The 12,073-nt window shown below is 48.3% G+C and carries 11 protein-coding genes and 1 riboswitch; of the genes, 5 read left to right on the top strand and 6 right to left on the bottom strand.

Annotated elements, in window-relative coordinates; all coding sequences use genetic code 11:
* Nucleotides 1–259: 259 nt before the first annotated feature.
* The 3 genes from QUA01_RS24375 to cobG all read right to left on the bottom strand — a co-directional run bounded on the left by QUA01_RS24375 (nucleotide 260) and on the right by cobG (nucleotide 3,295).
* Nucleotides 260–970: a precorrin-2 C(20)-methyltransferase gene (locus QUA01_RS24375; RefSeq protein WP_333093001.1), complete on the bottom strand. Its 711-nt coding sequence runs from the start codon at nucleotides 968–970 to the stop codon at nucleotides 260–262.
* The gene (locus QUA01_RS24370) at nucleotides 967–1,596 is read right to left on the bottom strand and encodes a precorrin-8X methylmutase (protein WP_333093000.1); all 630 of its coding nucleotides are present in this window, start codon (nucleotides 1,594–1,596) and stop codon (nucleotides 967–969) included. The genes QUA01_RS24375 and QUA01_RS24370 overlap by 4 nt, the downstream gene beginning before the upstream one ends.
* A gap of 190 nt (nucleotides 1,597–1,786) precedes the next feature.
* Nucleotides 1,787–3,295, bottom strand: coding sequence for a precorrin-3B synthase (gene cobG, locus QUA01_RS24365; RefSeq protein ID WP_333092999.1), 1,509 nt, complete (start codon nucleotides 3,293–3,295; stop codon nucleotides 1,787–1,789).
* Nucleotides 3,282–3,361, bottom strand: a riboswitch (adenosylcobalamin-variant (AdoCbl-variant) riboswitch). Its footprint overlaps the gene before it by 14 nt.
* A gap of 412 nt (nucleotides 3,362–3,773) precedes the next feature.
* Between cobG and cbiE the strand changes: the two genes are divergently transcribed.
* The 3 genes from cbiE to QUA01_RS24350 all read left to right on the top strand — a co-directional run bounded on the left by cbiE (nucleotide 3,774) and on the right by QUA01_RS24350 (nucleotide 6,218).
* Nucleotides 3,774–4,982 (top strand): precorrin-6y C5,15-methyltransferase (decarboxylating) subunit CbiE, encoded by a 1,209-nt coding sequence (gene cbiE, locus QUA01_RS24360; protein WP_333092998.1) that lies wholly within the window; start codon nucleotides 3,774–3,776, stop codon nucleotides 4,980–4,982.
* A 103-nt stretch (nucleotides 4,983–5,085) separates the two neighbouring features.
* Nucleotides 5,086–5,535, top strand: a complete 450-nt coding sequence (locus tag QUA01_RS24355) for a RusA family crossover junction endodeoxyribonuclease (protein ID WP_333092997.1) — start codon at nucleotides 5,086–5,088, stop codon at nucleotides 5,533–5,535.
* Nucleotides 5,532–6,218, top strand: coding sequence for a HEPN domain-containing protein (locus QUA01_RS24350; RefSeq protein ID WP_333092996.1), 687 nt, complete (start codon nucleotides 5,532–5,534; stop codon nucleotides 6,216–6,218). The genes QUA01_RS24355 and QUA01_RS24350 overlap by 4 nt, the downstream gene beginning before the upstream one ends.
* Nucleotides 6,219–6,386: 168 nt before the next feature.
* On the opposite strand, the gene cphA is transcribed toward QUA01_RS24350, so the two are convergent.
* Together cphA and QUA01_RS24340 are read right to left on the bottom strand one after the other, a co-directional pair.
* A complete protein-coding gene (gene cphA, locus QUA01_RS24345; RefSeq protein WP_333092995.1) occupies nucleotides 6,387–9,110 on the bottom strand; it encodes a cyanophycin synthetase in 2,724 nt (907 codons plus the stop codon).
* Between the two features lie 520 nt (nucleotides 9,111–9,630).
* Complete coding sequence (locus QUA01_RS24340) at nucleotides 9,631–10,524, bottom strand: cyanophycinase (RefSeq protein ID WP_333092994.1); 894 nt, start codon at nucleotides 10,522–10,524, stop codon at nucleotides 9,631–9,633.
* Here QUA01_RS24340 and QUA01_RS24335 point away from each other — a divergent pair.
* Both QUA01_RS24335 and trmD read left to right on the top strand, forming a co-directional pair.
* Entirely contained in the window at nucleotides 10,523–10,708 is a 186-nt protein-coding gene (locus QUA01_RS24335) for a hypothetical protein (protein WP_333092993.1), read from the top strand. The genes QUA01_RS24340 and QUA01_RS24335 overlap by 2 nt on opposite strands.
* Nucleotides 10,709–10,878: 170 nt before the next feature.
* Nucleotides 10,879–11,574: a tRNA (guanosine(37)-N1)-methyltransferase TrmD gene (trmD, locus tag QUA01_RS24330; protein ID WP_333092992.1), complete on the top strand. Its 696-nt coding sequence runs from the start codon at nucleotides 10,879–10,881 to the stop codon at nucleotides 11,572–11,574.
* Nucleotides 11,575–11,621: 47 nt separating this feature from the next.
* On the opposite strand, the gene QUA01_RS24325 is transcribed toward trmD, so the two are convergent.
* Nucleotides 11,622–12,059: a hypothetical protein gene (locus QUA01_RS24325; RefSeq protein WP_333092991.1), complete on the bottom strand. Its 438-nt coding sequence runs from the start codon at nucleotides 12,057–12,059 to the stop codon at nucleotides 11,622–11,624.
* Nucleotides 12,060–12,073: the final 14 nt, after the last annotated feature.

The raw sequence follows: 12,073 nt of genomic DNA, 5'->3' as shown, positions 1-12,073 counted from the left end.
CGCTTTCGCGCTGCTGTAATGTGGCTGTCATGTTTTTATGATTGCGTTATTTGATTTTCAATGTTCGTGACGGCTTTGTGTTCCGCCATGTAAATAAATATAAAGCATATTCTCAGCTTTGTAAAGGTCTGTAACGACAGTTAAACTTATGAAACCTATAATTTTAACTTATTAATTGGAAGAAAATGGGGTAAATGGGCAAGAATGCACAAAAAAGCAGGAAAAGCCTGGAAGCTTGTCGCCTTCAGGCATGGAAATATTAAGATACAGACTTTTGTTGGCTGGGTACCATCACCAGCGCCCAGTAGGGAACCTCAGCCGGATCGACATCGGCGATCGCCTTAATTCGCTGATTTGGCATAGTTGCGCGTTCTATATATAGTGCGCGATCGAACTGTCCCAACTCAATCAGCACCTCCCGGACTTTCGCAAAGTGCCTCCCCAGCTTAATAATCACAGCAGCATCAACCAGCGCCAGCCGATCGCGCAAAATCTCCGCATCCAGCGTCGCAGGCATAATACTTAACACATCGTTACGATAAGTTAACGGTACTCCCAGCGCACTCGCACTCGCCATAGTCGAAGAAATTCCCGGCACAACTTCGGTAGTAAACTTTCCCGACAAACGGTTGAACAAATACATAAACGAGCCGTAGAGAAAAGGCTCACCCTCGCACAAAACCGCCACATCCCGGCCCTCGGTGAGGTGGGCGGCAATTTTCTCGGCAGCAACATCATAATAAGGTTGCGACGATCGCGTCGGACTAAAAGGCAGCGGCATCGGAATCTCAATTTGTTCTGGACGCAAATAATCTGCGACGATCGCCCGCGCCAGCACCTTACCATTTTCCATCGCCGGATATGCAATGACCGGCACCGATTGCAAAATCCGATAAGCTTTCAAAGTAATCAATTCAGGATCGCCAGGGCCGATGCCCAATCCGTACAATTTACCAGCAGTCTCAGTCATAATTCGTCCTCTTTAGCTAAAGCATTCACGGCCGCCGTTGCCATTGCACTGCCACCGCGCCGCCCCTGCAGCGCGATAAATGGCACTCCCCGACTGTTGGTAGCGAGTTCGGCTTTAGATTCCGCCGCCCCCACAAATCCTACCGGGAAACCGAGAATCAAGGCCGGTTTGGGGGCTCCAGCATCCAGCATTTCCAGCAGTCGGAACAAAGCAGTCGGGGCATTGCCAATGGCCACCACCGCACCATCTAAGTTATCTAGCCACAAATCCAGTGCCGCAGCCGATCGAGTATTTCCGATTTGGCGCGCCAACTCCGGGACATCGGGATGCCAGAGGGTGCAAATCACCTGATTGTTAGCGGGAAGCCGCTTCCGGGTGATGCCTTCGGCTATCATTCGCGCATCGCACAAAATCGGCGCGCCTGCTGCGAGGGCTTGACGCCCGTGGGTGGCGGCACTGGGGGAAGCTGCTAAGTCTTTAACGATGTCGATCATTCCGCAACTGTGAATTAGTCGCACTGCGACGGATTCTAAGTCTGGCGGCAATTTTGACAAGTCTGCTTCGGCGCGGATTGTGGCGAAGGATTTTGTGTAGATTTCTGTTCCGTCTCGGATGTAGTCAATCATTTGTCAGTTGTCAGTTGTCAGTTGTCAGTTGTCATTGGGAGACTATACTTCACTTTATTTGAAACTGCTATTGGTAGTTTGTTTGTTTGGTGAAATAGGTTTTTTAAATGAACCGCGAAGGCGCAAAGGGCGCGAAGGAAGAAAGAGAAGGGGAGATGATTATAATTGGTCTGTTTTAATGGATGTTTTTTTAGTTTAATTTTTGATTTTTGGGATTCAGTAATTTTTGCAATTTGTCGATCGCCCATCGATCGCAAAATTCGCCAAATGACTCGCCCGGTTCTCGAAATTGCTGGTACGCGCGCAGCATTTGCTCGATCGCGCGGGGCATTTCGGCTATAGTCACGGCGGGGAAGATTTGCCGTCCAAAGGGCTGGTCTTTTTTACCTACATAAATGTTGTAACCTGCGATTGTCTGGTTTTCCTGCTGTATCTGAATTCCTATTAGGGTGATGTCAATTGGCTGGTGTTGGGCGCAGGATTTTTCGCAGCCGCTGAAATGGATATTGATCGATCGGTCGATCGTCAGTTTTTTCGCTAAATCCTTCGCCATTGTTAGGGCGTGACTTTGAGTATCTGTCGCCGCCGACGCGCAGCCGCTGCTACCGGCGCAAGCAACTAAGCAGGAATCTAGATTAGTTGCGGATGAGTGCAATCCTAAATCGGCGATTTGCTGTTTGACCTCAAAAACTTGGGAGTTGGGGATGTCGGAAATCAGCAGATTTTGCCACGGTGTAAGCCTCAGAGTGCCGTTGGCGAAATTTTGGGCTAAGTTTGCCAAATTCCGCAGTTGCTTTGATTCTAGCTTGCCTAGAGGCAAGGCAATGCCGATGTAGGAGAAATCCGACTGTTGCTGACGGTGGATGCCGAGATTGGCGTTGGGTTCGATCGCCTTTTCTGAAAGTTCGATTGCGCTTCGCCCCAAGGGAAACGGCAATTTTGTCTCTACTTTTTTGAGATAACTTTCAACGCCCCAATCGGCTAGCAAGTGCCGCAAGCGCGGTTTTTTGCCATCAATTCGCGGCTGATTTTTTGTGTATTCCAGATAGATATTAGCGAGGGCTGCTAATACTAAAATAGTTGGCGATTGTTCGATAATAATTCCTGTGTTGCCGTTCAAATATAGGCGGAAAACTATTTCACAATTGGTCGAACTTTTTTCTGCTACTAATAAAATATCGTTTCGTAAATTGCGAATTGAAACTAATTCTCCGCCATCAAAACCAATGCTGAATTTAGCCGAAAGTTCTCCTAATTCGGGATGTGTTTGCAGGTAATCGTCCCAAGCTTTCACTAAAGGGCGAGTATCGAGTAACTGCTGTCGGTCGATTCCTGCTGTCGGGCTTGCCATCATATTGCGAATCGGGTCAACTTCAACGCGGCGAGATGCTAATCCCAATTCCTGCAAATCTTGCCAAACTTCTGGGGGAATTTCTGAGTGCAATTCTCGGATTTGCAAATTTGCCCGATTTGTGATTTGCAAACAGCCGGTACTGTAGCGATCGACTAAATTGGCGATCGACCAACATTGCTGTACGCTTAAAATTCCCCCCGGAATCCGCATCCTCGATAAAACTCCGTCGCGGGCGCGGGAACCGTAAAATAGGCCGGGACAAGTTGGTAAATCAGTCAAAACTAACAAATAATCTCCTCCCCGTGCGACGCAGGGAATGTAAAGTAAACTTCCTGAAATCGGCATTCTGACTTTCACAGTTGCGGCACAGCGCCGGAATTGCACCGGACTTTCCCGCTTTCAGGTTTAAGAAATGTATCACAAGTCGATCGCCCGCCGCTTAAATTCTCAATTTTCTTAACAAATGCCCGCTAATTTTGTATAGTTTTTAGAGGAATAGCGAGAAACCGGCTTTTTTACAAAAATATAAAGGTTGCAGACGGCAGATTCCCGAAAAAAACCAATTTATCTAGTGAAAATGCACCCAATAGTGAGTTAAAATAATGACTCGTTTGCCCAGATTTATCAATCCGAAAAACAGTGCAAGTGCAGTTACCTGGCATAGCCACAATAGATTTTTTTTAAATTGTTCATCTGCGTGCATCCCTGTCGATCGGCTTGACATCTGCGGTTGACCTTTTGATCAAAAAATTATCCAATAAATACTGTAAATTTAATCTCACATTATTGTTGAAAATTGATAAATCGTAATTACCTTGGCGCAATGCACAAATGGCTTTCGGTGGTGGGAATTGGCGAAGATGGACTTTCGGGATTGAGCTCGATCGCCCGATCGTTACTCGATCGATCTAAAATCGTTGTCGGGGGCGCGCGCCACCTCGCAATGCTACCAACAGACAACACCCGCGAAAAATTAGTTTGGGCTTCACCCCTACAAACAACCATTGACGACATTATCCGCAGGCGCGGAGAATCTGTCTGCGTGTTAGCAAGCGGCGATCCGATGTGTCACGGGATTGGTGTCACGCTGTCGCGCCAAATTCCGATTTCGGAAATGATTGTGATTCCCGCAGCATCGGCTTTTAGTCTGGCTGGCGCGCGTTTGGGTTGGGCGCTGGCGGATGTTGAGACTTTCAGCTTAACAAATCGCCCGATCGCCTCGATCGCCCTTGCTTTGTCTCCGGGGGCGCGCTTGCTGGTGTTGAGTGCCGATCGACACACGCCGGGAAAGGTCGCCGATTTGTTGACTGAGCGGGGGTTTGGCAGCAGTTTGATGACTGTGTTCGAGCGGATGGGGTCGGAGGCGGAACGGCGGATCGAGGGGGTTGCAGCGGCTTGGAATGTGGCGGATTTGGCGGATTTGAATGCGATCGCCATTGCAGTTGCAGCCGATCGACAAACTCTTATCCTTCCCCGCACTTCGGGTTTACCGGATGCTGCGTATCGCCACGACGGACAGTTGACTAAACGGGAGGTTCGAGCCGTTACTCTGTCTGCGTTAGCGCCGATTCCGGGGGAGTTGCTTTGGGATGTGGGGGCGGGCTGCGGCTCGATCGCGATTGAGTGGATGCGGAGTCATCGGGGCTGTCGGGCGATCGCGATCGAACGCCATCCAACTAGACTGGAATACATTGCCGAAAATGCCTCTAATTTGGGTGTTCCCGAACTCAAAATTGTGGCGGGAGACGCACCGGCAGCTTTGGCAAATTTGCCTCAACCAAATGCTATTTTCATCGGCGGCGGTGTCACTGTTGAGGCATTGTTAGAAACTTGTTGGAATGCTTTAAATGAAGGCGGCCGTTTGGTGGTAAATGCGGTGACAATTGAGAGTGAACTTACGGTGCTGCAATGGCATTCTTTGCACGGCGGCGAACTAATTAGAATTGGAATTCAGCGTGTTGGGGCGATCGGTTCTTTTCAGGGTTGGAAACCGCTTGCACCGGTGACTCAGTGGGCGGTAGTTAAGGGTTGAAAGGTAATAAAAATGAGATTCAATATCAAGAATATTATCCCGCAATTGCGATAAAATTCTATGTCACCCTATCCCGATCCGTCCGAGGCGGCAGTCAGGACACTTGCAGTCAGATCAAATAATCCCCGATCTTCTATTTAGACATACTTTGGCGAGATTTGAGTTCATAGTAGATGGGCCACCCGTATCACAACAAGCTCGCAGACGAGATCGTCTTAAAGCTTGGAAAATGACGGTGAGAGAAGAGGCTGAAAAATACTGGTCTTCAGAGCAAAAAACAGCTACCGGGCTCGTTATGCTCCAGATAACTTATTTCTACGATTCTGTTAAAATTGATGTGGATAACATAGTAAAACCAATTCAAGATGCAATTATAGGGTTAGCCTACGTCGATGACGATCAAGTAACCGATGTTATAGTCCGCAAGAGGAATTTATCGGGTAACTTTAAAGTAGAAAATATGACCTCGATTCTAGCGGAAGGATTTGCTCGTGGTAATGAATTCTTGCACATTGTCGTAATTAATGATCCTGACCAAGAGGTACTGACATGATAGCAACCCCAACTGCAAACATAGAAAGAGAGCGCTTACTCCAATTAGCAGAAGAGTATCGTGAGAGAGGTTATGAAGTTTCATTTCATCCAAACCTGGAAGATTTACCTGACTTCCTGAAAACCTATCGCCCCGATATGATAGTGCGCTTGGGTGAAGAGTCAGTAGTTATTGCAGTCAAGTCACGCTCTTCACTCAATTCATCTTCTACTCAATATTTACGCAATTTAGCCCAAGCAGTAGCAGAAAATCCTGGTTGGAGATTTGAGTTAGTGATGACTAACCCGGAGGATGCAGTCTATTTTCCAAAAGCTGAGGGTTCTCTGCAAGAGGATGAAATAGAATCTGGCTTACAAGTGGCAAGGCAACTTGTAGCACAACAACATCTAGAGTCAGCTCTGTTATATTCCTGGTCTTTAGTTGAGGCAACTTTGAGAATTGTTGCGGAAAATGAAGAGCTAAATTTGCTAAGATTAGAGCCACTTTATTTAGTAAAAAAACTGGCAACTGAGGGGATAATTTCTAAATCTGAGTATCAGTTACTAATGAATATGCTTTCATTGCGTAACGCTATTGCTCATGGCTTTAAAACTACACAAGTTACGCAAAACTCTGTATGCGAACTGATTGAACTTGCAGAGGAATTATTGGAATCTCTGCATACTGGCGAAGCAACAGCCTAACCTTTGAAAAAGCCTAAAAATTACGCACTGAACATAAAACAGCCTGGTTTGAGATTTCTCACCCGCTGCAAGGATAAAAAAAATGTAGTGGTGCGTCAGTTTTGTTAAAAAAAATAGGTTGGATTTAATTATGTTAAACCCAACCTATTAATTAAATTACTTAAGACTTTAGCCTTGATTTACCACTGTCGGTTTTAAACTATTCTGCGATTCCAAAGATCGATCGACATTACTGGGATTTACCGCCAATTCCTGAATCGGTTTCCGGGCTTCAATTAAACCCAAAGCTTTCGTGACACCTTCGGGTAAAATCACCACCAAACTACCAGCGGGCGCTTCGTCTAGGGCTTTGTTAACCGCCGTTATTTCGTCGAGAATCAACTCGTATTGAACTTTAGACCGATCGCCCGTGCGGGCAGCAATCCCGTTTGCAATCCCTTGGCAAATTAACTTGGCCACCACACCCGGTTCTCGCCCGCGCCTGTCAATATCTTCTTTGACAATAATGCGATCGAACATTTCGGCCGAAAGTTTGCCCAAGGTGACAAAATCTTCATCTCGCCTGTCCCCCGGCGCACCAACTACCCCGATCCGCATTCCCGGCCAATTCTGCACGAAACTGCCCAAAGCTTGGTAGCTGTGGGGGTTGTGGGCGTAGTCCAGCAAAGCGTGATAGCTGCCCAAATTAAACAAGTTCATCCGTCCGGGAGTTTGACCTACCGATGCCTGAAAGCTTGACAAAGCTGCCCGAATATCTTCTATTTTCAAGCCTTGGGCAAAAGCCGCCAAACAAGCTGCTAAAGCATTAGCAATCATAAACGGCGCGCGCCCGCCCATCGTCAGTGGCACGTTCACAGCCTGCTCGATTCTCAGCGTCCAATCGCCTTTCAAAATCGACAAGTAGCCATTTTCGTAAATCGCCGCCAGCCCGCCCGCAGCGGTATGTTTGGCAACCAGTTCGTTTTCCGGGTTCATCGAAAAATATGCAATTTGAGCCTTGACACGCGGTGCCATTTGTGCTACTAGCGGATCGTCTGCATTTAAAACTGCATAGCCTTTGGGCATTACCGACTCGACGAGGACACTCTTGAGTTTGGCGAGTTGTTCCACGGTGTCGATGTCGCCAATTCCCAAATGATCGGCTGCGACGTTCAAAACTACGCCGACATCGCACTGATTGAAGCCCAAGCCCGATCGCAAAATTCCACCTCTAGCCGTTTCCAGCACCGCCACTTCCACCGTCGGATCGGACAAAATCAAGTGAGCGCTTTGCGGCCCGGTATTATCTCCACTTTCAACCAAATAATCGCCGATGTAAGTGCCGTCGGTAGTCGTGTAGCCGGTAATTTGACCAGTCTGCTTGAGAATGTGGGCCAGCAGGCGAGTTGTTGTAGTTTTGCCGTTGGTTCCAGTCACGGCTAAAATCGGCACCCGGCTGTGTTGAGGCGAGGGGAAAAGCATATCGAAGACTGCGCCGGCAACGTTGCGGGGCAAACCCTGACTCGGGGCGACGTGCATTCTGAAACCCGGTGCTGCGTTGACTTCGACGATCACGCCGTTCGTATCGCGCAGGGGCACAGAAATATCGTCTGTTACTACGTCAATGCCGGCGATGTCCAAACCGATGATTTTGGCCACTCTGGAAAACAGCCAGACGTTTTCCGGGTGAATTTCGTCGGTGCGATCGACTGCAATGCCACCGGTACTCAAATTTGCTGTGGCGCGCAAAAATACTCTTTCGCCCGCCGGCACTACCGAGTCCATCGTGTAGCCTTGTTTTTGCAGCAAATCGAGGGTCAATTTGTCGATCGTGATCCGGGTGAGTACGTTGTCGTGTCCGTCTCCCCGCTGCGGATCGCGGTTTACTTCTGCAACGAGCTGTTCTACTGTATCCCTGCCGTTACCCACAACGTTAGCGGGGACTCGTTCTGCGACTGCTACGACTTGTCCGTTGACTACTAACACTCTGTGGTCGCGGCCGGTGTAGTAGCGCTCGACAATGATGCTTTTTGTTTTTGAGGCGGCGCTGGCTAAGTCGTAGGCTTCTTCTGCTACTTCCCAGGAGTTGATGTCGATTGTGATCCCGCGGCCGTGGTTGCCGTCTAGAGGTTTGAGGACGATCGGAAAACCGCCCACATCTTCGATCGCCCCCTGCAGTTCGTCCAAATAATGAATCACTGTCCCTCTCGGCACCGGCACGCCGGCAGCGCCCAGAATATTTTTGGTACCTTCCTTGTCGCAGGCTAGTTCTACCCCCAAAACTCCCGTGCGGTTGGTCAGAGTTGCCTGAATCCGCTTTTGATGAACTCCGTAGCCTAGTTGAATCATAAACCGGGCGCCCAAGGGCAGCCAGGGAATCCCGCGCGCTTCTGCTTCCTTGATCAGGGTTTCGGTACTCGGCCCGAGGGCTGCAGACAAAGCAAACTCTCTGAGGTCTTTCAAATCTTGCGCTAATTCCGCCGCAGAATAAGAGCCTGTATCGGCAATGCTCTGGCACATCCGCACCCCCGCCCTGGCTGCATAGCGACCTGCTTGTTCGTTTTGATACTCGATTACTACTTGGTAAATCCCTGGTGTGGCAGTCTCGCGGGTGCGACCGAATCCGGCGGGCATTCCTGCCATTTCCTGAAGTTCTAGGGCTACGTGTTCGATTACGTGTCCCATCATTGTGCCTTCTCTGACCCGTTGCAGGAAGCCTCCCCGATGGCCGGGAGAACAGTGATGGTCGTCCAAACTCGGAAGTGCTGCGGTCAAGCCTTCGTAGAAGCCTGGAATTTCAGATGTGGTTTTATCTGCCAACTCCTCTAAATCCAGACGCATGAGTACGAGTTTGTGGCGTCGGATGCTCCAGTAGTTGGGGCCGCGTAAGGTCTGGATTTTAAGTATTTTCATCGCAGTTATAGGGGTATGGGGCGCGAAATCTTATAGGTAATGGGAGCATTTATTCAATTTGGAGCTTGATTGGACGATCGACTGTTCGCAGCGAACAGTTTGACACTGAATTTCTAGTTATTAGCGGGAGTATCAATCTTAGATTTTAGATACTTCGGCTTCGCGAGCGTACAAGTTTTAGATTTTAGATTTTAGGTTTATTCTACAGACAGATCGATGGTCTGGGAGATCCAACAAAATTCTAAAATCTGGGGTTCTCAACACTGATAGCGTCGCGGGCGCGATATCCGTTTTTGGGCCCGTCAGAGTTGAAAATTTATGACAGAGCGATCGGCTCAAAACAAGTAAAAGTCAAGGTTCGGCAGAAACTAGAACGCATAAGGTAGAATTATTTTGTTGATTCTACCTTCTGGGGTCAGCTCGTGGCTTCACGGCTAATCTATTGTATTGCTGCATCCATTATTTGACCGGAATGCCACCTAATTTCTGCCGAATCAATGACTCTAATATTCTGCATTAGTTAGTTAGCTGTGCGACATTCCGAAGGCCAGCCAGACTCCGAACAAGCTGCCGATGCCATTGGTTTACCTAGGGGCATATTGTAGCAATCGCCGTGACACAGCACGTGCAAGCGCATATTGAACAGACTTAAGGGTTCTGTCGCTCCTACTAGAGACTCATTGGTATAAAAGTTTTCCCGAGAATCAACAATAGTCACAGTGCCTTTACCGAGAACTTTCAGAGTATCGTCTCCCTCAAATAAGGCGCAGGTGTCTTCGTCAATACCAATAGCGAGGCGATCGGGATAGCAAGCCACAGCCGACAGCAAGCGAGCCATGCGGTTTCGGTTGTGAAAATGCTGATCGACGATAATCTCTGGAATAATGTTAAGTCCGTTTGCCATATCTACTAAGGAACGATTCGGCGACGCGCCGCTTCCCCCACCTGCAATCATGTGATATCCCATCACCGCAGCACCCGCGCTGGTGCCGGCGAGGGTAATCTTGCCTTCTTGAGCTTCTTTGCGAATTTTCTCCATCAGCGGGGTGTCCGCCAGTAGCCCGCAGAGCCGCAGTTGGTCGCCACCTGTGATGAATACGCCCGTACAGTCTTCTAAATAATCTTTCCAGACGGGATTTTCGGCTTGTTGGCGTTCGCGGATGTCCACTACTTTGACAGCACTAACGCCCATTTCGTCAAATATAGTGCGGTAGCGGTTGCTCGTTCCTTCGGGGTCTCGCGAAGCGCAAGGAACGATCGCCAGCCGAGCGTTTGTACCCCCAGCACGGCAAAAAAAGGTATTCAGAATCTCTCGCCCGTGAACTTTGTCTTCGGCTCCTCCGATGACCATAATCGAGGTTTTGATGCGCTGGGGAAGATTTTGTTCGAGGGCTGGAGATGTCAACTGCTGCATGGTGTGTCTTCCTCTGGTGGATGTGAAATTCAATTTTGCTGTGGTTGTGGGTAGAATTGGGCTTTTTAAGAGTAAATATTTTTTTGTAGCAGTGATGTGCGGGCGCCGTAACTATCCCAAGCCAGAATCGCCTCACGCGCGATCGGGCAGTTTGGGGGCGAGTTTACTCGATCCGCTGTCCTGAGAACTGATTATTTTTGTACAACAAAACCGGACACCAGACAAAGGAAGAGGATTTAACTTGCAAAAATTCTCACAAATTATAAGAAATTATAAATAATAATGCAATTACTGAAAACGGATATCCCTCTAAGGGTCAAACTAGAGGAGATGTATCAATAAATTCCAATTATTTTGCGATTTGACGTTGTAACTCTATTTCCAGAATTTTTTATCGCTCCCCTAGAGTCGGGACTGATGGGCAAAGCCTTAGCTAAAAAGATTGCTGAGGTGAATTTTGTCAATCCCCGCGATTTTACCACAGACAAACACCAGCGAGTCGATGATGAGCCTTACGGGGGCGGAGTCGGGATGCTGATGAAGCCGGAACCGATTTTTGCGGCGGTGGAGTCGCTACCTGTGTTACCGAGGCGCGAGGTGATTTTACTGACTCCGCAGGGCGAACCGATGCAGCAGCCGATGTTTCGGGAGTTCGCCACCGATCGCGATCAGTTGGTGTTGATTTGCGGTCATTATGAAGGTGTGGACGATCGAGTCCTGCATTTGGTAACTCGCGAGGTATCTTTGGGGGATTTTGTGCTCACGGGGGGCGAAATTCCGGCTTTAGCTTTGATAAATGGAGTTTTGCGATTGCTGCGGGGAACTGTGGCGAAGGAAGATTCCCTAAAGTTTGAGAGTTTTGAAGACGGACTTTTGGATTATCCGCAGTACACTCGACCGGCGGATTTTCGGGGATTGAAGGTTCCTGACGTGTTGTTGTCGGGTAATCACGCGGAAATTGCTCGCTGGCGCAGGGAACAGCAAATTGAAAGAACTCGATCGCGCCGGCTGGATTTGTACGATCGGTGGTTGGAGGAAAGGGGAGAATAGGAGAAGGGAGAAAGAAGAAGTTATCTCATATGATTTATCGGGCCAACTCATAGCCCAATTCGATCGACAACGCCGATTGTTGTAACACTTCTGCCGATCTCAGCTTTCAAAGCTTCAGCAGCTAAAAGCTGTTTTAGTCGATCGGCCTCAGATTGAGTTCCGATAAAAACAGAACCAGGCATCTTCTTTTTTAGCTTCATAGCTTCAGCTAAGGACAACGACATAGCCTCACGCAGAATTTTTATTACAACTGTTGCACGTTGTTCTTTTTCCAATACAATCAAGTTCCAAGTCCCTTCTTTTGCTAAAATCTCTTCTCTCATTTCGTTAGGCATAGCATCAGTATTATCTAACTCGATTGCCTCAGAGCAATAAGGACAGCTATAAGATAGATGCCAGACAAGTTTTTTGTCGAACACAGACTGACCAACCGACATCTGTATGTCTTTGCTACAATTACCGCAAAGTCCGTAAATCAAGACCATTCTTTTTCAGCTAT

The sequence above is a fragment of the Microcoleus sp. S36a_B3 genome, from assembly GCF_036700745.1.
Classification (GTDB): domain Bacteria; phylum Cyanobacteriota; class Cyanobacteriia; order Cyanobacteriales; family Microcoleaceae; genus Microcoleus.
The sequence above is the reverse complement of the archived record's forward strand: the minus strand, read 5'-3'. Positions and strand labels throughout refer to the sequence as shown.

Excerpts from the sequence above, each read along its gene's own strand:
- QUA01_RS24375 (WP_333093001.1), bottom strand. The coding sequence starts at position 970 with ATGACTGAGACTGCTGGTAAATTGTACGGATTGGGCATCGGCCCTGGC.
- QUA01_RS24370 (WP_333093000.1), bottom strand. The coding sequence starts at position 1,596 with ATGATTGACTACATCCGAGACGGAACAGAAATCTACACAAAATCCTTC.
- cobG (WP_333092999.1), bottom strand. The coding sequence starts at position 3,295 with ATGCCGATTTCAGGAAGTTTACTTTACATTCCCTGCGTCGCACGGGGA.
- cbiE (WP_333092998.1), top strand. The coding sequence starts at position 3,774 with ATGCACAAATGGCTTTCGGTGGTGGGAATTGGCGAAGATGGACTTTCG.
- QUA01_RS24350 (WP_333092996.1), top strand. The coding sequence starts at position 5,532 with ATGATAGCAACCCCAACTGCAAACATAGAAAGAGAGCGCTTACTCCAA.
- cphA (WP_333092995.1), bottom strand. The coding sequence starts at position 9,110 with ATGAAAATACTTAAAATCCAGACCTTACGCGGCCCCAACTACTGGAGC.
- QUA01_RS24335 (WP_333092993.1), top strand. The coding sequence starts at position 10,523 with ATGGTGTGTCTTCCTCTGGTGGATGTGAAATTCAATTTTGCTGTGGTT.
- QUA01_RS24340 (WP_333092994.1), bottom strand. The coding sequence starts at position 10,524 with ATGCAGCAGTTGACATCTCCAGCCCTCGAACAAAATCTTCCCCAGCGC.
- QUA01_RS24325 (WP_333092991.1), bottom strand. The coding sequence starts at position 12,059 with ATGGTCTTGATTTACGGACTTTGCGGTAATTGTAGCAAAGACATACAG.